21 protein-coding genes and 3 pseudogenes are annotated in these 26,055 nt (G+C 62.4%); 15 read left to right on the plus strand and 9 right to left on the minus strand.

The window, feature by feature from the left end:
• Nucleotides 1–570 precede the first annotated feature (570 nt).
• A complete protein-coding gene (locus GFM02_RS29355; RefSeq protein ID WP_168323590.1) occupies nucleotides 571–3,720 on the minus strand; it encodes an efflux RND transporter permease subunit in 3,150 nt (1,049 codons plus the stop codon).
• On the minus strand, nucleotides 3,720–4,820 hold the full coding sequence (locus tag GFM02_RS29360) for an efflux RND transporter periplasmic adaptor subunit (protein WP_205930517.1): 1,101 nt from the start codon (nucleotides 4,818–4,820) through the stop codon (nucleotides 3,720–3,722). Before GFM02_RS29360 ends, GFM02_RS29355 begins: the two co-directional genes overlap by 1 nt.
• Nucleotides 4,821–5,028: 208 nt before the next feature.
• Between GFM02_RS29360 and GFM02_RS29365 the strand changes: the two genes are divergently transcribed.
• The 5 genes from GFM02_RS29365 (at nucleotide 5,029) to GFM02_RS29385 (ending at nucleotide 9,473) form a co-directional block, all read left to right on the plus strand.
• Entirely contained in the window at nucleotides 5,029–5,715 is a 687-nt protein-coding gene (locus GFM02_RS29365; RefSeq protein WP_168323592.1) for a response regulator, read from the plus strand.
• A 2-nt stretch (nucleotides 5,716–5,717) separates the two neighbouring features.
• On the plus strand, nucleotides 5,718–7,007 hold the full coding sequence (locus GFM02_RS29370) for a HAMP domain-containing sensor histidine kinase (RefSeq protein ID WP_168323593.1): 1,290 nt from the start codon (nucleotides 5,718–5,720) through the stop codon (nucleotides 7,005–7,007).
• Nucleotides 7,008–7,109: 102 nt separating this feature from the next.
• A complete protein-coding gene (locus tag GFM02_RS29375; protein WP_168323594.1) occupies nucleotides 7,110–8,564 on the plus strand; it encodes an efflux transporter outer membrane subunit in 1,455 nt (484 codons plus the stop codon).
• A gap of 173 nt (nucleotides 8,565–8,737) precedes the next feature.
• Nucleotides 8,738–8,914, plus strand: coding sequence for a hypothetical protein (locus GFM02_RS35260; protein ID WP_246792433.1), 177 nt, complete (start codon nucleotides 8,738–8,740; stop codon nucleotides 8,912–8,914).
• A gap of 325 nt (nucleotides 8,915–9,239) precedes the next feature.
• Nucleotides 9,240–9,473: a BA14K family protein gene (locus GFM02_RS29385; protein WP_246792464.1), complete on the plus strand. Its 234-nt coding sequence runs from the start codon at nucleotides 9,240–9,242 to the stop codon at nucleotides 9,471–9,473.
• A 36-nt stretch (nucleotides 9,474–9,509) separates the two neighbouring features.
• On the opposite strand, the gene GFM02_RS29390 is transcribed toward GFM02_RS29385, so the two are convergent.
• Genes GFM02_RS29390 through GFM02_RS29410 form a run of 5 tightly spaced genes read right to left on the minus strand, consistent with a single transcriptional unit; the run spans nucleotide 9,510 to nucleotide 15,420 of the window.
• Nucleotides 9,510–10,346, minus strand: a complete 837-nt coding sequence (locus tag GFM02_RS29390) for an HpcH/HpaI aldolase/citrate lyase family protein (protein ID WP_168323596.1) — start codon at nucleotides 10,344–10,346, stop codon at nucleotides 9,510–9,512.
• Nucleotides 10,343–10,795, minus strand: a complete 453-nt coding sequence (locus tag GFM02_RS29395) for a MaoC family dehydratase (RefSeq protein WP_168323597.1) — start codon at nucleotides 10,793–10,795, stop codon at nucleotides 10,343–10,345. The genes GFM02_RS29390 and GFM02_RS29395 overlap by 4 nt, the downstream gene beginning before the upstream one ends.
• A complete protein-coding gene (locus GFM02_RS29400) occupies nucleotides 10,795–12,660 on the minus strand; it encodes an acetyl/propionyl/methylcrotonyl-CoA carboxylase subunit alpha (protein WP_168323598.1) in 1,866 nt (621 codons plus the stop codon). Before GFM02_RS29400 ends, GFM02_RS29395 begins: the two co-directional genes overlap by 1 nt.
• Before the next feature lie 7 nt (nucleotides 12,661–12,667).
• Nucleotides 12,668–14,278 (minus strand): carboxyl transferase domain-containing protein, encoded by a 1,611-nt coding sequence (locus GFM02_RS29405; protein WP_168323599.1) that lies wholly within the window; start codon nucleotides 14,276–14,278, stop codon nucleotides 12,668–12,670.
• Nucleotides 14,275–15,420: an isovaleryl-CoA dehydrogenase gene (locus tag GFM02_RS29410; RefSeq protein WP_168323600.1), complete on the minus strand. Its 1,146-nt coding sequence runs from the start codon at nucleotides 15,418–15,420 to the stop codon at nucleotides 14,275–14,277. The genes GFM02_RS29405 and GFM02_RS29410 overlap by 4 nt, the downstream gene beginning before the upstream one ends.
• Nucleotides 15,421–15,587: 167 nt before the next feature.
• On the opposite strand from GFM02_RS29410, the gene GFM02_RS29415 reads away from it, so the two are divergent.
• Both GFM02_RS29415 and GFM02_RS35265 read left to right on the plus strand, forming a co-directional pair.
• Nucleotides 15,588–15,848 (plus strand): type II toxin-antitoxin system Phd/YefM family antitoxin, encoded by a 261-nt coding sequence (locus tag GFM02_RS29415; RefSeq protein WP_011654326.1) that lies wholly within the window; start codon nucleotides 15,588–15,590, stop codon nucleotides 15,846–15,848.
• Nucleotides 15,838–16,258, plus strand: a pseudogene (locus GFM02_RS35265) (hypothetical protein). Before GFM02_RS29415 ends, GFM02_RS35265 begins: the two are co-directional and overlap by 11 nt.
• Here the strand turns inward: GFM02_RS35265 and GFM02_RS29425 are convergent.
• Nucleotides 16,232–17,317 carry an AraC family transcriptional regulator gene (locus GFM02_RS29425; protein WP_168323602.1) on the minus strand — a complete coding sequence of 362 codons (1,086 nt, stop codon included), beginning with the start codon at nucleotides 17,315–17,317 and terminating at the stop codon, nucleotides 16,232–16,234. The pseudogene GFM02_RS35265 and the gene GFM02_RS29425 sit on opposite strands and share 27 nt — an antisense overlap.
• A gap of 81 nt (nucleotides 17,318–17,398) precedes the next feature.
• On the opposite strand from GFM02_RS29425, the gene GFM02_RS29430 reads away from it, so the two are divergent.
• From GFM02_RS29430 to lpdA, 7 genes are all read left to right on the plus strand, one after another.
• Nucleotides 17,399–18,166 (plus strand): 3-hydroxyacyl-CoA dehydrogenase, encoded by a 768-nt coding sequence (locus tag GFM02_RS29430; RefSeq protein ID WP_168323603.1) that lies wholly within the window; start codon nucleotides 17,399–17,401, stop codon nucleotides 18,164–18,166.
• A 23-nt stretch (nucleotides 18,167–18,189) separates the two neighbouring features.
• Nucleotides 18,190–19,398, plus strand: coding sequence for an acetyl-CoA C-acyltransferase (locus GFM02_RS29435; protein ID WP_168323604.1), 1,209 nt, complete (start codon nucleotides 18,190–18,192; stop codon nucleotides 19,396–19,398).
• Nucleotides 19,395–20,522 carry an acyl-CoA dehydrogenase family protein gene (locus GFM02_RS29440; RefSeq protein WP_168323605.1) on the plus strand — a complete coding sequence of 376 codons (1,128 nt, stop codon included), beginning with the start codon at nucleotides 19,395–19,397 and terminating at the stop codon, nucleotides 20,520–20,522. The genes GFM02_RS29435 and GFM02_RS29440 overlap by 4 nt, the downstream gene beginning before the upstream one ends.
• 64 nt (nucleotides 20,523–20,586) lie before the next feature.
• Nucleotides 20,587–21,819 carry a thiamine pyrophosphate-dependent enzyme gene (locus GFM02_RS29445; protein ID WP_128449449.1) on the plus strand — a complete coding sequence of 411 codons (1,233 nt, stop codon included), beginning with the start codon at nucleotides 20,587–20,589 and terminating at the stop codon, nucleotides 21,817–21,819.
• A gap of 1 nt (nucleotide 21,820) precedes the next feature.
• Nucleotides 21,821–22,834, plus strand: coding sequence for an alpha-ketoacid dehydrogenase subunit beta (locus tag GFM02_RS29450; protein WP_020047939.1), 1,014 nt, complete (start codon nucleotides 21,821–21,823; stop codon nucleotides 22,832–22,834).
• A gap of 3 nt (nucleotides 22,835–22,837) precedes the next feature.
• Entirely contained in the window at nucleotides 22,838–24,085 is a 1,248-nt protein-coding gene (locus GFM02_RS29455; protein WP_168323606.1) for a dihydrolipoamide acetyltransferase family protein, read from the plus strand.
• A gap of 5 nt (nucleotides 24,086–24,090) precedes the next feature.
• Complete coding sequence (gene lpdA, locus GFM02_RS29460; RefSeq protein ID WP_168323607.1) at nucleotides 24,091–25,488, plus strand: dihydrolipoyl dehydrogenase; 1,398 nt, start codon at nucleotides 24,091–24,093, stop codon at nucleotides 25,486–25,488.
• Nucleotides 25,489–25,615: 127 nt separating this feature from the next.
• Here lpdA and GFM02_RS35775 read toward each other — a convergent pair.
• Nucleotides 25,616–25,756, minus strand: a pseudogene (locus GFM02_RS35775) (nucleotidyltransferase); the annotation flags it as partial.
• On the opposite strand from GFM02_RS35775, the pseudogene GFM02_RS29465 reads away from it, so the two are divergent.
• Nucleotides 25,757–25,981 (plus strand): annotated as a pseudogene (locus tag GFM02_RS29465) (hypothetical protein); the annotation flags it as partial.
• Nucleotides 25,982–26,055 lie beyond the last annotated feature (74 nt).

Raw genomic sequence — 26,055 nt, forward strand, 5'->3', positions numbered from 1 at the left:
GTATGAGATGGGCGTGCTGCCCTGTTGAACTGTTCGATCTGTCCGGCAAACGCGCCCCGATCACCCGCAGCATCAATCACCCCGTTCCTCCAATTGAAATGTCTTACAGCAGAGCGTCACGCTTTATTCGAACGTTTTCTGCGCGGCTTGATTGGATCCCGGGACTTAAGCAATCAGCAATTGAGATATAATTCTTTGAATCAAGCTTCAGCAACCACCGCCAAATCTCGGGAAATATGACTTTCCGCTCCGCGAAGCGGCAATGCAGAATATTTCGATGTGCCTTGGACACACGACACTCCAGATTGAACTGAGGTCGAACTCTAATAGCTGTGTGGATGTTAAGCGCGGTTAAGGAAGTGTAAAGTTTGGTAAAGGTCTTTCTGCGACGCGGGCGAGGTACGCTGTTGGCAGAGAAGATGCAGGACGCGCAGGCGGCGCGAGGCCGCCTGCGGGGGAACACGTCCCGCGGTCTCGTTCCGGGGAGGGAATTCGACCGAAGAGGTTGCCATGAAAGCCGCCGGTGCGGCGCGTATCGGGTCCGGAACCATCTGGCCAATGGCGTAGAGGTCATCTCTGCCCCTGCCCTCTCTTCGAAAGCTCGGGCTTGAAGGCGATTGCTGCGTGATCGTTGGAGGCATGCGGTTCCTCGCCGGCTTCCTGGGCTGGCCCGCGCCGGCGCACGAGGCGCTTGAGCCCCTCGTCCAGGTCGTCGACGAAGGTGAAGATGACGGGGATGACGATGAGGCTGAGCAGCGTCGACATCATCACGCCGCCGATCACCACGATCGCCATCGGCTGCCGGAAGCTCGAATCGCCACCCGTCAGGCTGAGTGCGACGGGAAGCATGCCGGCTGCCATGGCAATGGTGGTCATGACGATCGGCCGGGCGCGCTTGTGGCAGGCGTCCACGAGGGCATCGAAGCGCGACATGCCCTGGCGGCGCGACATGATCGCATATTCGATGAGAAGAATGGAATTCTTCGTCACCACGCCCATCAGCATGAGCAGCCCGATGACGGCCGCCATCGAGAAGCTGGTTCCGGTCACCACCAGCGGAACGAGCGCGCCGCCGAGCGAGAGCGGCAGAGCCATCAGAAGGGTGAGCGGCTGCAGGAAGTCGTGGAAGAGCAGGACGAGGACGGCATAAATGCAGAACACGCCGATCGCCATGGCGAGGCCGAAGCTCTGGAACAGCTCCGAGCTGCGCTGAAGTTCGCCCTGTTCGACGAGAGTGACGCCCGACGGCAGGTGCTGGAGCGCCGGCAGAGCCTGCGCTTCGCGGTTGACGTCGCCGAGGATGCGGCCGTTGAGTTCGACGGAAAGGGTGATATTGCGCATGCGATCGATGCGGTCGATCTCCGACGGGCTGCCGCCGATCCGGATATCGGCGATCGATCCGAGGTCGACATTGCCGTTCGTTCCCGCCACCCGCATATTCTTGATGTCGTCCAGACTGGTGCGGGCCTCCGGGCTGAAGCGCACGACGATCGGAACCTGGCGCTGGGGCAGGTTGAGCTTCGGCAGATCGGCGGAATATTCTCCGTCGGTTGCCACGCGCACGGCCTCGGCGACGGAACTCGACGTCACTCCGAGCGCTGCTGCGCGGGCAAAGTCGGGCGTGATCTGGATCTCGGGCGCCTGTCTGGATGCGGTCGATGTCACCGCTCCGATGCCTTGCAGCGTGCGCAGTTGCTCCTCAAGCGCTGTGCTTGCGCTGTCGAGGACGTTCGCATCGTCGCTCGCCAGCGTAATATCGAGCTTCGTGCCATTCCCACCGCTGCCGACCTCCACGCGCATGCCCGGGAGTACGGAGAGCGCTTGGCGAATGTCGTTTTCGATTTCCGACTGCTTGCGATCGCGCTCGCCGATGGGGGACAATACGGCGACGATCGTGGCGGATCCAACATCGCTCGTCGTGCCGCTGTCGGGGCCGCCGCCCGAAGATACCGAACCGACCGAGGAAAAGACACGCGTCACGTCGGTAAGCTTGCCGACGATTTCGGCGGCTTTCCTGGTGGCGGCGTCCGTCTGCTCGATGGTGGCGCCCGGCTGCAGGGTGAGCGTGATCTGGGCTCGCGCGTCGTCGGAAGCAGGCAGGAAGCCCGACTTCAAAAAGGGGATGGTGGAAAGCGAGAGTGCCACGACGATGGCGGTAACGGCGACCGTGGTCTTCCTGCGGTTCATGGCGGCTTTCACGAAAGCCATATAGGCGCGCATGATGCGGCCGTCCTTTTGCTCTGCCGGATGGGCCTTCATGAAATAGGCGGCCATCATCGGCGTCAGCAGGCGTGCGACGACGAGCGAGACGAGGACGGCGACGGCGGCGGTGATCCCGAACTGACGGAACAGAAGTCCCGGGATGCCGCTCATGAAAGCAGTCGGCAGGAAGACGGCGACCAGCGTGAAGGTGGTTGCGATGACGGCAAGCCCGATCTCGTCGGCGGCCTCGAGAGCGGCGTCGATCGGCCGCTTGCCCATCTGCAGATGGCGGGCGATGTTCTCGACTTCGACGATGGCGTCGTCGACGAGGATGCCGACCACGAGCGACAGCGCCAGCAGCGTGATCATGTTCAGGCTGAAGCCGGCCAGATACATGACGAGGAAGGTCGGTATGACCGACAGCGGCAGCGCCACGGCCGACAGGATCGTCGCTCGCCAGTCCCGAAGGAAGAGCCAGACGACGACGATCGCCAGGATCGCGCCTTCGTACAGCATGTGCATCGAACCATCGTAGTTGTCGATGATCGGCCCGAGCGTGCTGTAGGCCTCCTCGATCTGTACGTTGGAATGCGCGGCTGCGAACTGTTTCATCGCCTTGTCGACGTCATCAGCGACACCGCTGTCCGAAAACCCGTTCGAGCGCTTGATCTCGACTGCGACCACCGGTTTGCCGTCGAGATAGGCCATCGAAGAACGCTCCGCGAAGCTGTCCGTGACGGATGCGACCTCGTCGAGGCGAACCTGCTGTCCGTTGGCCAGAGGAATTCTGAGTTCCTTCAGAGCATCGACCGACGCCACGGCGCCGAGCGTGCGCAATGTCTGACGGGTGCCGCCAATCTCTCCAAGGCCACCTGATGTATCGGCCTGAACCGATTTCAATTGCGCCGACACAGTGGTGGCCGTCACGCCGAATGCGGCCATCGTTGTCGGATCGAGGTCGACGTGAACCTCGCGGTCGACACCGCCGATGCGATTGACCTGTCCCACGCCTGATACCGACAGGAGCGCCTTGGTCAGATCGTTGTCGATGAACCAGGAGAGCTCGGTTTCATTGAGGGCGGCAGACCGGATGGCATAGGTGACCAGCGCGGAATTCTGCACGGTGACTTTGGTGACGCTTGGCGTTTGCATCTGAGCCGGCAGATCGGCCTTTGCACTGTCCACAGCGTTGCGGACCTCGTTCAGGGCCGTTTCGCTGTCTTTCTCCAGTTTGAAGGACACGCTGATCGACACCGTGCCGTCGGTGATCGTCGTGGTGACGTGGTCGAGATAGCTCAGCGAGGCAAGATTGTCCTCGATCGTGCGGGCGACCTCCGTCTCGAGCTGCGCCGGTGCGGCTCCATCGAGCGTCGCGGTAATTTTGATGGTCGGGAGGTCCATATCGGGGAAGTTCTGGACCGGCAGATGCTTGAAGGCCAGCAAACCGCCGACGGCAAGCATCGCAAAGAGCAGGATTGCCGGTACGGGATTGCGGATCGAAAATGCGGAAAAGTTCATCAACCTTCTCCCGCAGTCTTCACGAGATCGTTGTCCGACAGAAACGCTCCACCCGACGTCACCACTCTCGCCGACAGATCTATGCCGGAGACGATCTCGACTTCGCCGTCATTGCGGCGGCCGGTCTCCACCCGCACCCGCCTTACCCGCTTGTCCTCGCCGGCCGCGAAGACGTAGTTTATCCCGTCCCGGAAAACGATTGCCGTCTCCGGAACCGTCAGCGCCGGCGTGGTCCTCAGTTCGATGGTGCCGGTGACGTAAAGGCCGGTGCGCGGCTGAACGTCCTGGGGAAGTGCGACATAGACGATCGCCCGGCTTGTATTGGTGTCGACCGAAGATCCGACGAGCCTTACCTTGCCCTGAATGGGACGCCCGTCCGGCCCGTCGATGTCGACGCTCAATCCTTCCGAGATGCGTGAGAGGTAGCGGGCCGAAACTTCGGCCTGCCATTCGACCCGCTGCTGGCGGACCAGGCGAAACAATTCGGTGCCCGACGAGACGACCGCGCCGAGTTCGGCCGACCGCGAGGTTATCAGGCCGTCGTCGACGGCCGTGACGGTCGTCTGGTCGAGCTTGATCTTCTGGCTGTCGAGCGCCGCCTCTTCAGACGCAAGACTTGCCGTCGCCGTCTGTTCGTCGGCGAAATATTCGACAATCTTCTCATCCGAAAGGGCGCCCGAAGAGCGAAGCTGGCGAGCCCGATCGGCATTGGCCTTCGCCTTTGTTAGGTTTGCCTTAGCGGTCACGACGGCCGCCTCCTGCTTGCGAAGGTCGGCCTGCACGCTGTCCTGCGACATCAGGACGAGGGTCTGCCCCTTCTTAACCACGGAGCCGACGTCGGCCAGGATTTCGGTTACGCGCAGACCGCTCGTCTCGGAAGCGATGATGGCTTCCTGCCAGGGCTTCAGCCAGCCGCTTGCGGGAACGGTTTCCGGCCAGTCCCGCTCAGCCGGCGTCACCAGCGAGACGGTAAGGGCGGGTGCGGCGGATTGGTCCGCCATCCCATTGCGCAGCGGAAGCAGGAGCACTGCCGTAACAAGAGCGGCAACGAATATTCTGGGCGGTTTTCTCAACGATGCGCTCCTTGTGGTCAAAGGCATGGGTGCCTTTTCCCGATCCGTGCCAATTCGATGAAGGATTGCGGCTCATGTTGAGGCAACTCGATCCTGGCTCGCGGTGATGTCATGGAAGGATAAGTAACGGGGTGAACGTTAAGTGCGGTCAAGTTAGTGTTAAGTTAGGTAAAACTCGGTCGCGCGACTGTGTTTGTGCTGTATGGCTTACCCGGATCAATGACGGACGAAGTGAATGGAGAAGGTTCTCCTCATCGACGACGATGCCGAGCTGACGACGCTTCTGCAGGAATATCTGGTCGAAGAAGGATATGAGGTCGCCACCGATACGGACGGTCGCGCCGCGATTGCCGCTGCTGCCGGCAATACGGTCGATATTATCGTGCTCGACATCATGATGCCTCGGATGAACGGGATCGAGGTTCTGCAGAGGATCAGGAAACTCAGCCAGGTCCCGGTCCTGATGCTGACCGCAAGGGGCGATGACGTCGACAGGATATCGGGCCTCAATCTGGGCGCCGACGACTATGTGCCGAAGCCATGCTCGCCGGGCGAACTTGCGGCGAGACTGCGCGCCATCCTCCGCCGGGCAGGTCAGCCTGCGGCCGGTACTTCGACCGACACGATAAGGGCGGGAAAACTCGTGATTCATCCGGGCAGCAGGATCGCCGAATGGCGCGACGAAACCTTGGAACTGACCGGCACGGAATTCAGCCTGCTCGAGGTCCTCGCTCGCAGCGCCGGCCAGCTCGTGTCGAAGCAGGACATTTCGAAGCGGGCCTTCGGCAAGCCGCTGACCCCGTTCGATCGCCGTATCGACGTCCATATCAGCAGCGTTCGCCAGAAGCTCGGACTGAGGGAGGACGGACAATCCTGGATCCAGTCCGTTCGCGGCCAGGGCTATCAACTTCTCGTGGACTGACCATGCCCCGGCTTTTCTGGAAATTCTTCTCGACGATCTGGCTGACGATGGCGGCGACAGTCGGCGCGATATTCCTGCTCGTCAATTTTCTCCAGGGGGTTCCTTTTGCGCGCGAACTGGAGGAAGAGCGGCGAGCGATCGCCCTGAACCTGACCGCAAACGTGCTCGCCAGAGATGGCGAAGATGCCGCAACGCATTTCGTGCGCACAAGCGAAGAGACGCTACCGTCTGGTCTGACGATCTCCAAAACTACGAAAGCCGATGCCTGTGCGGTTCCAAAGACCATCGATACAAGATCCGTCCAGAAGGACGGGGTTTGCTATCAGATTTCCCTGCCGGTCCAGGCGACGTTCACCTTCGACAACATTGGTCCATTCATACCGTGGCTCGCGATCCTGATTTCGAGCACGATATCGGCAGGTGCACTCGCCCGGTACCTCATTCGTCCCGTCGTGCATCTGCGCGATGGCTTGAGCGCGCTCGCCCATGGCCGCTTCGACTTCCGCATCGGTGACAAGATGGCCGGCCGAAAGGACGAGGTTACCGCGCTTGCACATGACTTCGATTCCAGCGCCGCCCGGCTTCAAGAGCTTCAGGATGCGCAGCAGCGGTTGTTCCATGATGTCTCCCACGAACTGCGTTCGCCTTTGTCCCGCCTGCAGGCCGCTGTCGGCGTCCTCCGGCAGAGCCCGGCCAAACTCGGCGTCATGCTGGATCGCATGGACCGGGAGGTCGAACGGCTGGATGCGCTGGTCGGCGAAGTTCTGACGCTTGCCAGGTTGACTGCGGGATCCAGCCGGCCGCTGAAAACGCACACTCTCGATGTCATCGAGCTGCTGAACGAAATTCTCGGCGATGCGGCATTCGAAGCCCAGGCGCGGGAGGTCTCAATCACAACCAGTGTCGAGGGCGTCTTCGCAGCCGAGGTCGAAGGTGAGCTGATCTACAGGGCGCTCGAAAACGTCGTCCGCAACGCTGTCAAATATACGGCCGAGCATTCGCACATATCCGTGTCTTGCGAGGCGACGGCCGACCGGCTCAAAATCTGTGTCACCGATCAAGGGCCAGGTGTCAGGCGGGACGAACTCGAACGGATCTTCCAGCCATTCTCACGCGGGAACGAGGCTGTACCGAGAGGCGGATATGGCCTGGGTCTGGCAATCACCAGGCAGGCCATCGAGCGCCATGGCGGGCGTGTGCATGCGTCGTTGCCGGATACGGGTGGCCTGGCAATCACCCTGGAGCTTCCCAGAAAGCCGACGTCCTATGGTTCGGCTGACGACCAAGCCTGATCCGGCTCCTCGCGATTTTACCTAACTTTACAGTGTCTTTACCGCCATTAACGTTGGCGCCGCTAAGCCTGAACCTACGATCCCGGTTCAGAAAGCTCGCCAGTGAATCCGTCGCTCTGCACAAGAATATCATCCCTCCGCTACGCCGCATCGGCAGTCACGCTTCTGCTGGCGGGCTGCGTCAGCGGCCCGGATCACGTTCCCCCACAGATGCCGCTTCCGGCTAAATTCCAAAAGGGCGGGACCAAGAGCAACGGCGATGTCGTGACGGCGCAGTGGTGGACGGCCTATCGTGACAAGCAGCTCGACGGTCTGGTGGTTCATGGCTTCAGCGAGAACCTTGATGTCCTGCAGGCGCTCGAGAGCATTAACTCGGCTGCCGCCAATGTCACGGTTGCCGGCGCCGGCGGCCTGCCGAGCCTCGATGTCGGCGCATCGCACACAGTGTCCGGTGAGAAGGGTTCTGAGCGTACGACCGTCGGCACCACGAACACGACGGGCGGCGAGGCCAGCCTTTCCTGGCTGCTCGACTTCTTCGGCCAGTACCGTCGCTCGAAGGAGAGTGCGATTGCCTCGCTGGGGGCCGCCTATGCAACGGCCGACGATGCAAAGCTCACCTTCCTGAAAGACCTGGTCGAGAGCTATATCGACGCCCGCTATTATCAGCAGCGCATCGCGCTTTCGCAGGCGAATTTGAAGTCCCGTCAGGAGACCTACGAACTCACGCAGCTGCAGCTTAAGGCAGGTGCGGCCTCTCGCCTTGACGTCGTTCAGGCCGAAGGCCTTGTACAGTCGACAAAATCCGATATCCCCGGCCTTGAACAAAGCTTCACCGAGTCGAGCCACCACATTGCAACCCTGTTGGCGATGCCGGCGGCCACGCTGATGAATGAGCTGCAGAGGAGTGCAGGTCAGCCGGTCTTCCGCGGCGACATTCGCGCCGGCATTCCGGCCGATCTCATCCGCAACCGTCCAGATATCCGCAAGGCAGAACGCGACCTGGCGGCGGCCGTCGCCGATATCGGCGCTGCCGAAGCCCAGCTCTACCCGTCGATCTCGCTCTCCGGTTCGATCTCGCCGAGCTGGGTCAAATCATCAGGCGCTAGCGGCGGAACCCTGACCAGCTGGTCCTTCGGACCGACGCTCAACCTGCCGATCTTCGATGGCGGCAAATTGCGGGCGAATGTCGATATCGAAAAATCCGATGCCAGAACCCAATATCTCGCCTGGAAAGCGGCAGTGCTGAACGGGGTCGAAGAGGTGGAAAACGCGCTGTCGGCAGTTCGCCATGACACGCAGACACTGGAGCCGCTTCGTAGACAGGTGAAAACGGCGGAGGAATCGCTCGCGCTTTCGACGACGAGCTACAAGCAAGGTGCTTCGTCGCTACTCGATGTCCTGGACGCGCAGCGGTCGGTCTCCGATGCTCAGGAAAGCCTTGCTGCCACCGTGCAACAGGTTGCTAAGGACTATGTGGATCTCTACGTCGCCGTCGGTGCCGGTTATCTCTCCCGACAAGAGCCAATCGCCTCCGAGCGAGCGGCGAAATCGGGCTGATCGGCCGCCCGGCCACCTGTGGCGGCGCAAGTCAAACGGCGCCCGCAGGTCTTGGATTTCAATATTTTACCCAACTTTACACCGGCTTTACCGCCATTAACGCTGGCCTCTCTACAAGCTGAACCCACGATCCCCGGTTCAGAAGATTCGCCGATGAGCGAAAGGACATCGACGTGAAGAAACATCCACGGCTTGCAGGGGCGGTGATCGCAGCTCTTGCGGCGAGCCCGGCATTCTCCGGGCAGGAACAGTTCCTGCCGTCTGAGAAGGCTGCCGCAATTCTCGCCGACGGAGTTCCCTGGTCGGCACTTGCGCCGGATGGCAAGACTCTCAAATTCACCCTGAAGTAAGACGGCGCCGGAAGCATTCGCGGCCCGTTGCCATTCACGCTCTCCATCACCTGGACGGTCAAGGACGACGCGATGTGCATATCCGGCAAGATGGGCACACGATGCCTTCGATTCCGCTCGGTTCCCGGCGGACTTCAGGGGTGGGACGGTGAAAAACCGGACCTGAAGTTTAGCCGTTGATGGCAGGGCGTGCCTCTGGGGCGCGGTAACGAAGTTCAGGAAACAAGGATCACGCTTTCGAACGGCGTGGATATGAGGACGACTGATGAAATATTTACTGATGTTCACCACGGTCTCGTTGCTTCTGGCGATGCAATCGGCTGCCATGGCGCAAGTTGGGCCGCCCATTCCATTGATTCCCGGTCCTCTGGGGCCGCCACCGTTTGTCATACCTCCACCCGCTCCGCCGGCTCCTCCGCCAGCTGAGGAATATTCGATCCGATATGACGGAAGACATTATGACTGGTGCGCGCGCCGTTACCGGTCCTATTCAGCCTATGACAATAGTTTTCAGCCCTACGGGGGGCCGCGCAGACAATGCTACTCCCCCTACAATTGAGCTGGCACGGTTCTCGCTTCGTTGGTGCGGTTTGCCCTATCGTCGTGCGATTTCCAGGAGGCGGAGGGCAAGCTTGAGATGCGGCAGGTCCAGCATGCGTCCGTCGAGCTGAATGACGCCTGCGTCGGGCCTGGCGGCGAAGGCGTCGGCGACTTTCTCCGCCCAGGCGATTTCGGATGCATCCGGCGTGAAGGCGTGATTGATCACTTCGACCTGGCTTGGATGGATGGCCATCATGCCCGAAAAGCCGTCGCGCCGGGCGCGGCCGACATAGGCCCTGAGACCGCCCACATCGTTGAAATCGGGATAGACGGTGTCGATCGCCGGAACGGCGGCGGCATGGGCGCCGAATAGCACCAGCGAGCGGGCAAGCTCGTAAGGCGGCGTATAACGTCCGTCCGTCCGCCGCGCGGTCGCAGCCCCTATCGCGGCCGGCAGATCCTCAGCCCCCCAGGTCAGGCCGCAGAGGCTGGTTGAGACATCTCGGTAGCTGCCGATCTCGAAGATCGCGGATGGCGTTTCGGTCGCAATCGGCAAGATGGGGATAGCAGATGCAAGAGAGCCTGCGAGTTTCAGTACGGAAGCAGCACCCTCGGCTTTCGGCAGCACGATCGCGAAAGGATGAAGGCCGCTCAAAGCGGCAAGGTCGTCTTCGAATTCTTGCGAGGCGAGGGGATTGATGCGGATCAGGAGAGGGGTCTCGCCGGCATGATGCAAGACGAACTCGTGCACGCTCTCGCGCGCTTTTGGCTTGTTTATGGGCGCAACCGAATCTTCCAGATCGAGAATGACGGCATCGGCGCCTGAGGCGAGCGCTTTTTCGAAACGCTCCGGCCGGTCACCGGGCGCAAAGAGCAGCGAGCGCAGCCTCATGACGGTTTCACCTTCAGCATTGCCGTGCGCAGGCATTGGCAGACGATCTCGCCGCGCTGGTTCAGGGTGATATGCTGGAAGGTGACGATGCCGGCATCGGGGCGGGAGTTCGAGCGACGCAGCTCCATCACCTCCGTTTCCACCCGCAGCGTATCGCCGATGAAGACCGGCTTCGGCATCGTCACCTTGTCATAGCCGAGATTGGCGACGAGCGTGCCGAGCGTCGTGTCGCCGACCGAAAGGCCGACGGTGAGGGCAAAGGTGAAGGTGCCGTTGACGACGATCCGGCCGAATTCGGTGCCGGCCGCATAGTCGGCATCGAGATGCAGCGGCTGCGGATTGTGGGAAAGCGTCGTGAAGAGCAGGTTGTCGGTCTCGGTGACCGTGCGGCGAAGGTCGTGGGCGATGCGGTCGCCGACCGTCCACTCGTCGAAATAACGGCCGGCCATCAATCCTGCTCCTTCACAATGCTGACGACCAGCTGGTTTTCCGAGACCCTGACGCCAGAGGCAACCTGCAGCTTTTCGACGATGCCGTCGAAGGGCGCACGCAGAGAATGTTCCATTTTCATTGCTTCGACTGTCAGCAGGCGGTCTCCCTTGGCGACACGATCGCCTTCGGCGACATCCACCGAAATAACGAGGCCGGGCATGGGAGAAAGGATCGCGCCATCGCCGGCACCCTGACTTGCCTCGACTTCGCTTGCGACGGGCAGGCTGATTGGCCAGGCATTGCCGGCGTCGAAAAGCACCGTGGTTTCACCGATCGTGACGGTATTTGCCTCGAGCTCCGGACGTGATTGCCCCCAATGGAGGTGATCGCCGATACGGATGCGCACCCGCTTGTCATCCGCGCCGGCGATGCGGAACCCAGCAAGCGCGGTCCAGGGATCACTATCGGTGTTCTTTAAAAGCGCCGTGGCCGCGCTATCGATCGCGATTTCGTTCGGCTCCGTCGCCACAAGCCTGTTGTCATGACGGTCGAGAAAGCCGGTATCGATCCGAGCGGCACGAAAATCCGGGTCGACGGCGATGCCGGCGAGAAGACCGGCATTGGATTTGACCGGCCAGACCTCGATGCCGGCGCAGGCGGCTGCGAGCTTCGAAAGTGCGGTCTCGCGGTTCGGCCCATGCGCAATGATCTTGGCAATCATCGGGTCATAGAAGGCGGTGATGTCATCCCCTTGTTCGACGCCGCTATCGACGCGGACTGTTTCTGGCAGGCGCAGATGTTCGAGGCGGCCCGTCGAGGGCAGATAGCCGGCGGCAGGATTTTCGGCATAGAGCCGGGCTTCGAAGGCCCAGCCGTTCATGGCGATTTCATCTTGCATCTTCGGCAGCGGTTCGCCGCTAGCGACCTTCAACTGCCAGAGCACCAGATCCTCGCCAGTAATTGCCTCGGTGACCGGGTGTTCCACCTGCAGGCGGGTGTTCATCTCCATGAACCAGATGCGATCTTCGCGAAGGCCTTCCGAGGCATCGGCGATGAATTCGATGGTGCCGGCGCCGACATAATTCACCGCTCTTGCGGCTTTCACCGCCGCATCGCAGATTGCCGCCCGGGTTGCGGCATCGAGGCCGGGGGCAGGGGCCTCCTCGATGACCTTCTGGTGACGGCGCTGCAGCGAACAATCACGTTCGAAGAGATGAGCGCAATTTCCGAGCTTGTCGGCGAAAACCTGCACCTCGATATGGCGCGGATTGGCGATATAGCGTTCGATCAGAACGCGGTCGTCACCGAAGGCGGCAGCCGCCTCACGGCGGCAGGAGGCGAGTAGTTCGGCGAAATCTTGCGGGCGCTCGACGCGGCGCATGCCCTTGCCGCCGCCGCCGGCAACCGCCTTGATGAGCACGGGATAACCGATGGTGTCCGCCTCGGCCGCCAACCTCTCTTCGCTCTGGTCCGCGCCCATATGGCCGGGGGTCACGGGCACGCTGGCTGCCTGCATCAATTCCTTCGCGGAGTCCTTAAGGCCCATCGCGCGGATTGCAGCCGGGGGCGCGCCGACCCAGATGATCCCGGCCTTTTCCACCGCTTCGGCAAACTCGGCGTTTTCCGAAAGGAAACCGTAACCGGGATGGATCGCCGCGGCGCCGGTTTTCCGGGCGGCCTCCAGAATGCGTTCCTGCGAGAGATAGCTTTCGCGGGCCGGCGAGGAGCCGATGGCGATAGCCTCGTCAGCCTCCCTGACGAAGGGCAGGCCGGCATCGGCCTCGGAATAGACGGCGATGGTGCGGATGCCGAGCATCTTGGCCGAGCGGATGATGCGGCGGGCGATCTCGCCCCTGTTGGCAATGAGAAGACTTTCCATCATCGGCGCCTCACATCCTGAACAGGCCGAAGCGCGGCCCTTTCGGGATCGGCGCATTCAGGCAGGCGGAAAAGGCAAGACCCAGCACATCCCGCGTCTGGCGCGGATCGATGATGCCGTCGTCCCAGAGGCGAGCCGTGGCATAATAGGGATTGCCCTCGGCCTCATAGCCGGCGCGGATCGGCGCCTTGAAGGCTTCCTCCTCGTCAATAGGCCAATTCTCACCGCGCGCCTCCATGGAGTCTCGGCGGATCGTGGCGAGCACCGAGGCCGCCTGTTCGCCGCCCATCACGCTGATGCGGCTGTTCGGCCAGGTGAAGAGAAAGCGCGGGCGATAGGCGCGGCCGCACATGCCGTAATTGCCGGCGCCGAAGCTGCCGCCGATGATGACCGTGACCTTCGGCACGCTCGCGGTCGCAACCGCGGTCACCAACTTTGCCCCATCCTTGGCGATGCCGCCAGCCTCATAGCGGCCGCCGACCATGAAGCCGGAGATATTCTGCAGAAACAGTAAAGGTATGCGGCGCTGGCAGGCGAGCTCGATGAAATGCGCCCCCTTCAGCGCGCTTTCGGAGAAGAGAACGCCGTTATTGGCGATGACGGCGACGGGCATGCCCCAGATGCGGGCGAAGCCGCAGACCAGCGTGGCGCCATAGAGCGGCTTGAACTCATGCAGTTCCGAGCCATCGACGATCCGGCCGATGACCTCGCGCACATCATAGGGCGAGCGCACATCCTCCGGGATGAGGCCGCAGAGATCCTCGGCATCGAGTTTCGGCGGCCGCGGCGGCTGCAGGTCGATATCGACTGATTTAACGCTGTTGAGAGTGGCTGCGATATCACGGACGAGCAGCAATGCATGTTCGTCGTTTTCGGCCACATGATCGACGACGCCGGAGCGGCGGCCGTGGGTCTCGGCGCCGCCGAGTTCTTCGGCCGAGATGATCTCGCCGGTCGCAGCCTTAACCAGCGGCGGGCCGGCGAGGAAGATCGTGCCCTGATTACGCACGATCACCGTCTCGTCGGACATGGCGGGCACATAGGCGCCACCGGCGGTGCAGCTTCCCATCACGCAGGCGATCTGGGGGACTCCCTCGGCCGACATCTGGGCTTGGTTGTAGAATATTGCGCCGAAATGGTCGCGGTCGGGAAAGACTTCGGCCTGATGCGGAAGATTGGCGCCGCCACTATCGACCAGATAGAGGCAGGGCAGCCGGTTCTGCAGGGCGATTTCCTGCGCCCGCAGATGTTTCTTCACCGTCATCGGGAAATAGGCACCGCCCTTCACCGTCGCGTCATTGGCGACGATCATCACCTCGCGGCCGGAAACGCGGCCGATGCCGGTAATGATGCCGGCGCCGGGCGCCTCGTCATCATACATGCCGTTGGCGGCCAGCGTGCCGATCTCCAGGAACGGGCTGCCGGCATCGATGAGCAGCTGGATGCGATCGCGCGGCAGCAGCTTGCCCTTGCCGGTATGGCGCTCGCGCGCCGATTGCGATCCGCCCTCGCGGGCTTTCGCCGAACGATTGTGGAGTTCGTCGATCAGGGCTTTGTTCTTGCTGGCATTGGCCTTGAAGCTGTCGCTGTCGCGGGCGATCGCAGTCGAAATAACCGTCATGACGCAATGAGCTCCCGGCCGATCAGGTAGCGGCGGATCTCATTGGTACCGGCGCCGATATCGTAAAGCTTGGCGTCGCGCAAAAAACGCTCGACCGGCCATTCCTTGGTATAGCCGGCGCCACCGAGCGCCTGGATCGCTTCCAGCGAGACCTTCACGGCATTCTCGCTGGCAAAGAGGATCGCAGCAGCTGCATCGGTGCGCGTCGCGCGGCCGGCATCGCAGGCGCGAGCGACGGAATAGACATAGGCGCGCGCCGAATTCAGCGCCACATACATGTCGGCGATCTTGCCCTGCATCAGCTGAAAATCACCGATCGCTTTGCCGAACTGTTTGCGATCGCGCACATAGGGCAGCACGACATCGAGGCAGGCCTGCATGATGCCGAGCGGCCCGCCGGCAAGCACGGCGCGCTCATAGTCGAGGCCGGACATCAGGATCTTCACGCCTTCGCCTTCCCGGCCCATCAGCGCCTCGGCCGGCACTTCGCAATCCTCGAAAACCAGTTCGGCCGTATCGCTGCCGCGCATGCCGAGCTTGGAAAGCTTCTTGGAGACGCTGAAGCCGGGCAGGCCTTTCTCGATGATCAAGGCGGAAATGCCTTTCGGGCCGGCTGCGGGATCGGTCTTGGCATAAACAACAAGCACGTCGGCATGCGGCGCGTTGGTGATCCAGAACTTGGTGCCGTTCAGAATATAGCGATCGCCTTTTTTCTCGGCACGCAACCGCATGGAGACGACATCGGAACCGGAGCCGACCTCCGACATGGCGAGCGAACCGACATGTTCGCCGGAGATCAGCTTCGGCAGGTGGCGGCGCTTTTGTTCCGGCGAGGCCCAGCGGCGGATCTGGTTGACGCAGAGATTGGAATGGGCGCCGTAACTCAAGCCCACGGAGGCCGAGGCGCGAGAAACCTCTTCCATGGCGACGACATGATCGAGATAACCGAGACCGGCGCCACCGAATTCTTCCTCGACGGTGATACCATGCAAGCCGAGCGCACCCATCTCGGGCCAGAGCTGGCGTGGAAACGTGTTGCTTTCGTCGATCTCCGCCGCCAGCGGAGCAATATGATCGGCGGCAAACCGCGCCGTCGTTTCACGGATCGCGTCCGCGGTTTCGCCGAGCGAAAAATCAAACATGGCACTCCTCCCGCTGAAATATGTAGCGCGGGTTGCGGCGGGTTCAAAGTGCCCTTGAATGATGCGGCCGAAGAGCCTTGCGAATTCTTGTCGAGGGCGCGTGAGCGTCATTTTCTTGAAAAGATGGAAAATATGGAATATATGGAAATTAAACCGGAGAGATTTTCATGCGACAGTTCACGACAGGTGATCTCAACAAACAGATCGGCGATGTCACCGATGTCGCGAGCCGCGAGCCGGTTATTCTCACCCGCCACAACAAGCCACGTTTCGTGCTGATGAGCTATGAGCACTATCAGCGAATGCGCAGCGGCGGGGACCCGCGTCGTGCCCATCACATTTCGGAGATGCCGGACGAGCACGCCGAATTGTTCGACGAGGCGATTGAGCGGCTGGCGCGCGGTGAAAGCTACGACGATGAACCATGAGTTTCGTCCTGGCGAGGTGATTAACCTACCCCTATCTCTGGGCATGACAACAGCAGCGTGGTGAGACCGAGGGGCGCAAACAGCGCCCAGTCTGTGTCGTCATCGCGATCCGCAGTGCTGGCGATGGAAACACGCATCTCGTCCTTCTGGCAATCACCACACAGCCGCCGGAAGTGGGAAGGGTTGGCCTGGAAATTCCCGATATCGAACGCCGGCGCGCCGGCCTCGGTGATCTCAAGCAGAGTTGGATCGTCGTCGACGAATACAATTACGATATCGTCGAGCGTTCCTGGTACATCGAGTCTCACCAGGCGGTTCTTGGTCGCTTCAGCAAGTCCTTCATGATGAAGATTGCCGCCATCTTCGCGAAAGCGCGAGGCCAGTCAGGGCGGGTCAACCGATTCGACTGACATGCCCTCGATTTCCGCTCCGTCTCGGCGAAAGACCTCGGGGCTCTTGCCCATCCATTTCCGGAACGCCCGGAAGAAGGCGCTCGGCTCGGAATAGCCGAGCTGCACGGCAATCTCGCCGATGGTCTTCGGCGTGTTCAGCAGCAGTTCGACGGCGAGATCCCGGCGGATGTCGTCCTTGATGGCGGCATAGCTTTGTCCCTCGTCGTGCAGACGGTGGCGGAGCGTGGAGGGCGGCATGCGCATATCGGCGGCAAGCTCGGCAAAACTCCGCCACATGGCAGGCGTTGCCTGGTTCAAGCGCCGGCGGACGGCCGCGGCGATACCGGCATCATAGCGATAGCGCACAAGAATATTGGCGGGCGCGCCGCGGAGGAACTGTTTGAGCGCCTGTTCACTGCGTGAGATCGGCAGATCCAGCAAGGCGCTGTCGAAGCCGAGCCGGCTGATGGCTTGCGAGAAACGCACCGGGGCGCCGAAGAAGAGCCGGTAGTCGGCCCCTTGTTTGGGTTCCGCGCAGCGGAAATCGACGAGCCGGATCGGAATGCGCCGGCCGACCAGCCAGCAGATGATGCCGTGCAGGATGATCCAGTAGGTGCGGTAGGCGAAGGCCGAACGCGGGCGGCCGGCGTCGCTGAGTTCGATCTCGGCGAGACCGTCGCGGATGACGAGCCGCCCCCGGGGATCGTCGAGCACGACATCGAGGAAGCGCAGCGCCCGGCGGAGCGCATGACCGAGCGTTGGCGCATGCAGCACAGAGTGGCAGAGCAGCGTGAAGCTGCCGCTCCGCATCGGTCGGCCCCCCATGCCGAAGAATTCATCGTCGAGCTCGGCGGCGATCGCCAGCCAGAGCGCGCCGTAGGTCTCTGCCGAAACCGGCTGATCGACCGGGGATGCCAGGCCGACGCGGGCAAGGATCGGCGCCGTCGGCTTGCCGAGCCGCCGCAGGCTGTCGAGTGCCTCCTCCACGAAGCCCGGCGCGATCATGCGTCGCTCGATCTCGACCATTCCATCCTCGCTATGGCAAAACTGGCCGAAATAATGGAGCAGTTCTGTCATCGCTTGCAATAGGTGGAGCGAATAGAATCGTATCCGTCGGTTGCGCCTGGAGGGGGGCGGTCGGCAGGGAGGAAGAGATTCATGCTGATCCGTGGAGCAAGTTTCATCGTGACCGGCGGCGGCTCCGGCTTGGGTGCGGCAACAGTGCGCGCGCTGGTGGAGGCCGGCGGGCGCGTGACGATCGCCGATCTCAATAGGCAAGCGGGCGAAGAAATCGCCCAGGAATTGGGAAGCAATGCCTGCTTCGTCAAGGCCGATGTGACCGATGGCGAGGAGGGGGCGGCGGTGGTTGCCGCTGCCGTCGAAGCCTTCGGCGGCTTGCGCGGATTGGTGAATTGCGCGGGCGTGGCGCCGGCCGAAAAAGTGATCGGCCGCGACGGACCGCACCGGCTGGAGAGTTTTGCACGCACGGTGAGCATCAATCTCATCGGCACGTTCAACATGATCCGGCTGGCCGCCGCAGCGATTCAGACGACCGAGCCGGATGTCGAAGGCGAACGCGGCGTCATCGTCAATACGGCTTCGGTTGCCGCCTTCGACGGCCAGATCGGTCAGGCAGCCTATGCCGCCTCCAAGGGCGGGGTGGCGGCGATGACCTTGCCAATCGCCCGCGAGCTTGCCCGTTTCGGCATTCGCGTCGTGTCGATCGCACCCGGCATTTTCGAGACGCCGATGATGGCTGATATGCCGGCCGAGGTTCAGGCAGCGCTCGGCAAGAGCGTGCCCTTTCCGCCGCGGCTCGGCCGGCCGGTGGAATTCGCCGGGCTGGTGCGTCATATCTTTGAAAACAACATGCTGAACGGCGAGGTCATCCGCCTCGACGGCGCATTGCGGATGGGCGCGCGCTGAGCGCGTTGCCCAGAGGAGGAAACATGACATTGCAGGATCCCATCGTCATCGTTGGTGCGGCGCGCACCCCGATTGGCAGCTTTCAGGGAGAGCTGAAGGAGGCGACAGCGCCGGAACTGGGAGCAACGGCGATCCGCGCGGCGCTTGAGCGCAGCCGCGTCGAGGCCGAGGCGATCGAGGAGGTCGTCTTCGGTTGCGTGTTGCCGGCCGGCCAAGGGCAGGCACCGGCGCGCCAGGCGGCGATCTACGCCGGCCTGCCCTTCGCGACTGCGGCCAGCACCGTCAACAAGATGTGCGGCTCGGGCATGAAGGCCGTCATGATGGCGCATGACCTGATCGCCGCCGGCAGCGCTTCCGTGGCAGTTGCAGGCGGCATGGAAAGCATGACGAATGCGCCCTATCTTCTTGACAAGGCCCGTGGCGGCTACAGGCTCGGCCATGGGCGCGTCGTGGATCACATGTTCCTCGACGGGCTGGAGGATGCTTATGACAAGGGGCGCTTGATGGGCAGCTTCGCGGAGGATTGCGCCGAGGCCTATCAGTTCACGCGCGAGGCGCAGGATAGCTACGCCATCACCTCGCTGACGCGGGCGCAGAAGGCGATTGCCGAAGGCTGTTTCGAAAGCGAGATCGCGCCGGTTACGGTGAAATCGGGCAGAGTCGAGCAGGTGGCGAGCCGCGATGAACAACCCGGCAAGGCGAAGCTAGATAAGATTCCGACGCTTAAGGCCGCCTTCCGCGACGGCGGCACGGTGACCGCCGCCAATTCCAGCTCGATTTCCGATGGCGCTGCCGCCCTGGTGCTGATGCGCCGCTCCGAGGCGGAGCGCCGCGGCCTCAAGCCGCTTGCGACGATCATCGGCCATGCCACGCATTCGCAGGCGCCCAATCTTTTCGCCACGGCGCCGATCGGCGCGCTGCAGAAGCTGTCCGATCGCACCGGCTTGCCGCTGTCGGAGGTCGATCTGTTCGAAATCAACGAGGCTTTCGCCGTCGTCGCCATGGCGGCGATGCGCGATCTCGATCTGCCGCATGAAAAGGTGAACGTGCATGGCGGCGCTTGTGCGCTCGGCCATCCGATCGGCGCTTCGGGAGCCCGGATTCTGGTGACGCTGCTTGCCGCACTGGAGCGATACGACCTGAAGCGCGGCATGGCCGCGCTCTGCATCGGCGGCGGCGAGGCGACGGCTGTCGCCATCGAGCGGCACGAGCGGGGAGGGCAGAACAGATGATCCTTTCCGACCTCCAGCAGCAAATCTCAGATCTCGCCCGCGACTTTGCCCGCGACCGGTTGGCGCCGGGGGCGGCCAAACGCGACCGGGAGCATCTCTTCCCGCGCGAGGAATTGAAGGAAATGGGTGAACTCGGGCTGCTCGGCATGCTGGTGCCGGAAGCCTATGGCGGGTCGGATACCGGTGTGGTCGCCTATGCCGCGGCACTCGAGGAGATTGCCGCCGGCGACGGACCCTGTTCGACGATCATGAGCGTGCATAGCTCCGTCGGCTGCGTGCCGATCCTGAAATTCGGTACCGAGGAGCAGCGGCAGCGCTTCCTGCCGAAACTGGCCAGCGGCGAATGGATTGGCGGCTTTGCGCTGACCGAGCCGCAGGCCGGTTCCGATGCCTCCAACCTGAAGACCCGGGCGCGGCGTGACGGCGATCACTACGTGCTCGACGGCTCCAAGCAATTCATCACCTCGGGAAAGAACGGCGATATCATCATCGTCTTTGCCGTCACCGATCCCGATGTCGGCAAGAAGGGTATCACCGCCTTCATCGTGCCGACCGATACGCCGGGCTACGAGGTGATCCGCGTCGAGGAAAAACTTGGGCTGCATTCCTCCGATACCTGCCAGATCGCCTTCAACAGCATGCGCATCCCGGCAGAACTCAGGCTCGGTGCGGAAGGCGAGGGCTATCGCATCGCGCTCGCCAATCTCGAGGGTGGGCGGATCGGCATCGCGGCACAGGCCGTCGGCATGGCGCGGGAGGCCTTCGAAGCGGCGCGCGACTACGCCAAGGAGCGCACGGCCTTCGGCAAGCCGATCGTCGAGCATCAGGCCGTTGCGTTCCGCCTTGCCGATATGGCGGTGCGGATCGAGGCGGCGCGGCAGCTCGTTTTTCATGCTGCCTCCCTCAGGGAAGCCGGACTGCCCTGCCTGTCGGAAGCCTCGATGGCGAAGCTCTTTGCCTCCGAAATGGCCGAGCGCGTCTGCTCCGATGCGATCCAGATCCATGGCGGCTGTGGCTACATGGCCGATTATCCGGTCGAGCGCATCTATCGCGATGTGCGCATCTGCCAGATCTATGAAGGAACAAGTGACGTGCAGCGCATGGTGATTGCCCGCAATCTATAGAACAACATCCGGCCCTGCTTCCGGAGGAGGGGAGCAAGGCCGGCAAAGGGAGGAAAGAAAAAACATGGTGGATTCCGCTCGTTTGAGCCTGCACGTCCCCGAACCCGCCGTTCGCCCGGGCGGTCAGCCCGATTTTTCCAATGTCAAGATTGCCAAAGCCGGTTCCGTACCGCGGCCGGAGGTGGATGTTGCATCCGAAGATATCCGTGACCTCGCCTATTCCATCATCCGCGTTTTGAACCGCGAGGGGGAGGCGGTCGGTCCCTGGGCGGGGTCGCTCTCCGATGAGGCGTTGCTGACAGGGCTTCGCAACATGATGAAGCTGCGCGCCTTCGACGCCCGCATGCTGATGGCGCAGCGGCAGGGCAAGACTTCCTTCTACATGCAGCATCTCGGCGAGGAGGCCGTCAGCTGTGCCTTCCGCAAGGCGCTCGAGAAGGGAGACATGAATTTCCCGACCTATCGCCAGGCAGGCCTGCTGATTGCCGACGACTATCCGATGGTCGAGATGATGAACCAGATCTACTCGAACGAGAGCGATCCTCTGCGCGGCCGGCAACTGCCGATCATGTATTCCTCCAAGGAGCACGGCTTCTTCACCATCTCGGGCAATCTCGCCACCCAATATGTGCAAGCCGTCGGCTGGGCGATGGCTTCGGCGATCAAGAACGACAGCCGCATTGCCGCAGCCTGGATCGGCGACGGATCGACGGCGGAGTCGGATTTCCACTCGGCGCTCGTTTTCGCCTCGACCTACAAGGCGCCGGTCATCCTCAACATCGTCAACAATCAGTGGGCGATCTCCACCTTCCAGGGCATTGCCCGCGGCGGCTCCGGCACCTTCGCGGCGCGGGGCCTCGGCTTCGGCATTCCGGCGCTGCGTGTCGACGGAAACGACTATCTCGCCGTCCATGCCGTCGCCTACTGGGCGGCCGAGCGCGCGCGGCGCAATCTCGGCCCGACGCTCATCGAATATGTGACCTATCGCGTCGGCGCGCATTCGACCTCCGACGATCCGAGCGCCTATCGGCCCAAGACGGAATCGGAGGCCTGGCCGCTCGGCGATCCCGTGCTGCGGCTGAAGAAACATCTGATCGTCAAGGGCGCGTGGTCGGAGGAACGGCATGTGCAGGCCGAAGCCGAAATCATGGACGAGGTGATCGAGGCGCAGCGCCAGGCAGAGGCGCATGGCACGCTGCATGCCGGCGGCAGGCCCTCGGTGCGCGACATTTTCGAGGGCGTATATGCCGAGATGCCGCCGCATATCCGCCGCCAGCGACAGAAGGCGGGGTACTGACATGGCCAGAATGACGATGATCGAGGCCGTGCGCAGCGCCATGGACGTCTCGATGGCACGTGACGACAATGTCGTCGTTTTCGGCGAGGATGTCGGTTATTTCGGCGGCGTCTTTCGCAGCACACAGGGCCTGCAGGCAAAATACGGCAGAACGCGCTGCTTCGATACGCCGATCAGCGAATCCGGCATCGTCGGCACGGCGATCGGCATGGCGGCCTATGGGCTGAAGCCCTGTGTCGAAATCCAGTTCGCCGATTACATGTATCCGGCCTATGACCAGCTGACGCAGGAGGCGGCGCGTATCCGCTACCGTTCCAACGGCGATTTCACCTGCCCGATCGTCGTGCGTATGCCGACCGGCGGCGGTATCTTCGGCGGCCAGACACACAGCCAGAGCCCGGAGGCGCTTTTTACCCATGTCTGCGGGCTGAAAGTGATCGTGCCGTCCAATCCCTATGACGCCAAAGGTTTGCTGATCGCGGCGATCGAGGATCCAGACCCCGTGATGTTCCTGGAGCCCAAGCGCCTCTATAACGGCCCCTTCGACGGCCATCACGAGCGGCCGGTGACGCCCTGGTCGAAACACGACCTCGGAGAGGTGCCCGATGGCCATTACACCATCCCGATCGGCAAGGCCGAAGTGCGGCGCGCCGGATCGGCGGTGACGGTGGTTGCCTACGGCACCATGGTGCATGTGGCGCTTGCTGCGGCCGAGGATGACGGCATCGATGCCGAGGTGATCGATCTCAGAAGCCTGCTGCCGCTCGATCTCGATACGATCGTCAAATCGGTCTCGAAGACGGGACGTTGCGTCGTCGTGCATGAGGCAACTCTGACGTCCGGCTTCGGCGCCGAAGTCGCGGCGCTGGTACAGGAACATTGCTTCTATCATCTCGAAGCGCCGGTCGTGCGCGTTGCCGGCTGGGATACGCCCTATCCGCATGCGCAGGAGTGGGACTATTTCCCCGGTCCCGGCCGTGTTGGGCGGGCGCTTGCCGAAGTCATGGAGGCCTGAGCCATGGGCGAATTCATCATCAAGATGCCCGATGTCGGGGAAGGGGTCGCCGAGGCCGAGCTCGTGGAATGGCATGTGAAGACGGGAGATCCCGTCCGCGAGGACATGGTGATCGCCGCCGTCATGACCGACAAGGCCACCGTGGAAATTCCGTCTCCTGTCAATGGCACCGTCACCTGGCTCGCGGGCGAGGTCGGAGACCGTATCGCGGTCAAGGCCCCGCTGGTACGGATCGAGACGGCGGGAGATGTCGGCGAGGCTCAGCCCGTTGCGATTTCGCAGGCGCCGATTGTTGAGGCGATCAGGGCCGAGGTTGCAATGCCTGCTCCGCCAGCGCCAGTGCCTGCGGCAACGCCAGTGGCTGCGGCGGCGCCGGCGGAAAAGCCGCTTGCCGCTCCCTCCGTGCGGCTCTTCGCCAGGGAAAGCGGTGTCGATCTCAGGCAGGTGCAGGCGACCGGACCGGCCGGGCGCATCCTGCGCGAGGATATTGAGCAATTCCTGACCCATGGGACCGCGCCTGCAACGGCAAAGAATGGCTTTGCCAGGAGGACGGCGACCGAGGAGATCAAGCTGACCGGCCTGCGCCGCCGCATCGCCGAGAAGATGGTGCTTTCCGCCTCGCGCATCCCCCACATCACCTATGTGGAGGAAGTGGATATGTCCGCGCTCGAGGAGTTGCGCGCCACGATGAACGGCGACCGCAGGTCGGGCCATCCGAAGCTGACGGTTCTGCCCTTCCTGATGCGGGCGCTGGTCAAGGCCATTTCCGAGCAGCCCGACGTCAACGCCACTTTCGACGACGATGCCGGCATCATCACGCGCTATAGTGCCGTGCATATCGGCATCGCCACGCAGACGCCGGCCGGTCTGACCGTTCCGGTGGTGCGGCATGCCGAAGCCCGCGGCATCTGGGATTGCGCCGCCGAGATGAACCGGCTGGCGGAAGCGGCGCGATCGGGTACTGCGACACGCGATGAGCTTTCCGGCTCCACCATCACCATCAGTTCGCTCGGTGCGCTTGGCGGCATCGTCTCGACACCCATCATCAATCATCCCGAAGTGGCGATCATCGGCGTCAACAAGATCGCCACGCGACCGGTCTGGGACGGCGCGCAGTTCGTGCCGCGCAAGATGATGAACCTCTCCTCCAGCTTCGATCATCGCATCATCGACGGCTGGGATGCGGCAAACTTCGTGCAGCGCATCCGAACGCTGCTCGAAACGCCGGCGCTCATTTTTATCGAAAGCTGAGATCCATGAAAGAGATCGTCTGCAAGCTCCTCGTCATCGGCGCCGGTCCGGGCGGTTATGTCTGCGCCATTCGCGCCGGGCAGCTCGGCATCGATACCGTCATCGTCGAGGCCGGCAAGCCCGGCGGCACCTGCCTGACGGTCGGCTGCATTCCCTCCAAGGCGTTGATCCATGCGGCGGAGGAATTCGATACGACGCAAAAGATGCTTGCCGGGAAAAACCCGATGGGCATCCGCGTCGAAGGCGCCTCGATCGACCTCATGAGGACGATTGCTTGGAAAGACGGGATCGTCGGCCGCTTGACCAGCGGTGTTTCGGGGCTGCTGCAGAAGGCGCGGGTCAAGATCGTCCATGGCCGCGCCCACTTCCGCGACGGCAAGACGGTGGAGGTGGAGACGGAAATTGGCCAGCAGATCATCCGCGCCGAGACCGTGGTGATCGCCACCGGTTCGGATCCGGTGGAGCTTGCGAACCTGCCTTTCGGCGGCCGCGTGATTTCCTCGACAGAGGCGCTGTCGCTGATGGATCTGCCAAAAAAGCTCGTTGTGGTCGGTGGCGGTTATATCGGGCTGGAACTCGGGACCGCCTTTGCCAAGATGGGGTCTGATGTGACGGTCGTCGAGGCGACGCCGCAGGTGCTGCCGCAATATGATGCCGAACTGGTGCGGCCCGTCATGCGCAAGCTGACCGAAGGCGGTATCCGGGTGCTGATCGGTGCGAAGGCGATCGGTCTTGCCGACAATGGCGAGGCTCTGATCGTCGAAACGCCGGATGGCCGGCGAGAGACCCTGCCGGCGGATCGCATCCTCGTCACCGTCGGCCGCCGCCCAAGAACCGCAGGATCCGGTCTCGAAGAGCTCGATCTCGATCGTGCCGGCCCATATCTCAGGATCGACGACCGTTGCCGCACCTCGATGCGCGGCATCTATGCGATCGGCGACGTAACCGGCGAGCCGATGCTTGCCCATCGGGCCATGGCGCAAGGGGAGATGGTGGCGGAAATCATCGCCGGAAAGAAGCGCGCCTGGGACAAAAGATGCATTCCCGCCATCTGCTTCACCGATCCGGAGATCGTCAGCGCCGGCCTGTCGCCGGCAGACGCGAAGGCGCAAGGCTACGAAATTCGCACCGGCCAGTTTCCGTTCAGCGCCAACGGGCGGGCGATGACAATGCTGTCCGAAGAGGGCTTCGTGCGCGTCGTGGCCCGCGCCGATACCAACCTCGTGCTCGGCCTGCAGGCGGTGGGAGCCGGGGTCTCCGAGCTCTCGGCGGCTTTTGCGCTGGCGATCGAAATGGGGGCACGCCTCGAAGACATGGCCGGAACCATCCACGCGCATCCGACCCGCAGCGAAGCGTTGATGGAGGCGGCGCTGAAGGCTTTGGGGAGTGCTCTGCATATTTGAGTTGAAGCCCGACCGAATATCTTCGGTTCGATCCGCCCAATCACTTGCACACGGGATCGTGCGCCGGGCATGTTGCCGATCACTGATTCCGTTCAACTCTTGTTCGGTCGGGCTCTCAAGAATATCGCTATTCCGCGCTCCGCTTCAGCATTTCCAAATGTTCGCAGCAAACCGTTTCGACCAGATCGAGCAGCAGAACAGTCCGGTCTCCCAGCCAAGTGAGCGCTTCATCGGTAATCTCGAAGTGCTTGGAGTAGCGCGCCTTTTCGTGCATCTTGTCGCCCAGCAGCTGTTCGACCTGTCAGGCGACCTGGCCGGCCCTGCCGATCGCGATGAAGAGTTCAAACTGCCGGCAGGCAGGGGTGATGAGTTTGCCAGAGGCAATGGGCCTGATCCACGGGATAAGCTGAAGCCGGTTATAGCCCCGCGCGACATGTTCGTGCCTGACCTTCATATCGATACATTGAAGGTGAAGAGCAGGAATTTTCATTAATTCAATTTGAAAACGCGGATCGTTGGTTCAAACCTTTGAGGCGATGGTGTCGTGACTTCCCTCATACAGCTTCT

The sequence above is a fragment of the Rhizobium leguminosarum bv. viciae genome (assembly GCF_012276115.1).
GTDB lineage: Bacteria > Pseudomonadota > Alphaproteobacteria > Rhizobiales > Rhizobiaceae > Rhizobium > Rhizobium leguminosarum_T.

Excerpts from the sequence above, each read along its gene's own strand:
- GFM02_RS29355 (WP_168323590.1), bottom strand. The coding sequence starts at position 3,720 with ATGAACTTTTCCGCATTTTCGATCCGCAATCCCGTACCGGCAATCCTG.
- GFM02_RS29360 (WP_205930517.1), bottom strand. The coding sequence starts at position 4,820 with ATGCCTTTGACCACAAGGAGCGCATCGTTGAGAAAACCGCCCAGAATA.
- GFM02_RS29365 (WP_168323592.1), top strand. The coding sequence starts at position 5,029 with ATGGAGAAGGTTCTCCTCATCGACGACGATGCCGAGCTGACGACGCTT.
- GFM02_RS29370 (WP_168323593.1), top strand. The coding sequence starts at position 5,718 with ATGCCCCGGCTTTTCTGGAAATTCTTCTCGACGATCTGGCTGACGATG.
- GFM02_RS29385 (WP_246792464.1), top strand. The coding sequence starts at position 9,240 with ATGGCGCAAGTTGGGCCGCCCATTCCATTGATTCCCGGTCCTCTGGGG.
- GFM02_RS29390 (WP_168323596.1), bottom strand. The coding sequence starts at position 10,346 with ATGAGGCTGCGCTCGCTGCTCTTTGCGCCCGGTGACCGGCCGGAGCGT.
- GFM02_RS29395 (WP_168323597.1), bottom strand. The coding sequence starts at position 10,795 with ATGGCCGGCCGTTATTTCGACGAGTGGACGGTCGGCGACCGCATCGCC.
- GFM02_RS29400 (WP_168323598.1), bottom strand. The coding sequence starts at position 12,660 with ATGATGGAAAGTCTTCTCATTGCCAACAGGGGCGAGATCGCCCGCCGC.
- GFM02_RS29405 (WP_168323599.1), bottom strand. The coding sequence starts at position 14,278 with ATGACGGTTATTTCGACTGCGATCGCCCGCGACAGCGACAGCTTCAAG.
- GFM02_RS29410 (WP_168323600.1), bottom strand. The coding sequence starts at position 15,420 with ATGTTTGATTTTTCGCTCGGCGAAACCGCGGACGCGATCCGTGAAACG.
- GFM02_RS29415 (WP_011654326.1), top strand. The coding sequence starts at position 15,588 with ATGCGACAGTTCACGACAGGTGATCTCAACAAACAGATCGGCGATGTC.
- GFM02_RS29425 (WP_168323602.1), bottom strand. The coding sequence starts at position 17,317 with ATGACAGAACTGCTCCATTATTTCGGCCAGTTTTGCCATAGCGAGGAT.
- GFM02_RS29430 (WP_168323603.1), top strand. The coding sequence starts at position 17,399 with ATGCTGATCCGTGGAGCAAGTTTCATCGTGACCGGCGGCGGCTCCGGC.
- GFM02_RS29435 (WP_168323604.1), top strand. The coding sequence starts at position 18,190 with ATGACATTGCAGGATCCCATCGTCATCGTTGGTGCGGCGCGCACCCCG.
- GFM02_RS29440 (WP_168323605.1), top strand. The coding sequence starts at position 19,395 with ATGATCCTTTCCGACCTCCAGCAGCAAATCTCAGATCTCGCCCGCGAC.
- GFM02_RS29445 (WP_128449449.1), top strand. The coding sequence starts at position 20,587 with ATGGTGGATTCCGCTCGTTTGAGCCTGCACGTCCCCGAACCCGCCGTT.
- GFM02_RS29450 (WP_020047939.1), top strand. The coding sequence starts at position 21,821 with ATGGCCAGAATGACGATGATCGAGGCCGTGCGCAGCGCCATGGACGTC.
- GFM02_RS29455 (WP_168323606.1), top strand. The coding sequence starts at position 22,838 with ATGGGCGAATTCATCATCAAGATGCCCGATGTCGGGGAAGGGGTCGCC.
- lpdA (WP_168323607.1), top strand. The coding sequence starts at position 24,091 with ATGAAAGAGATCGTCTGCAAGCTCCTCGTCATCGGCGCCGGTCCGGGC.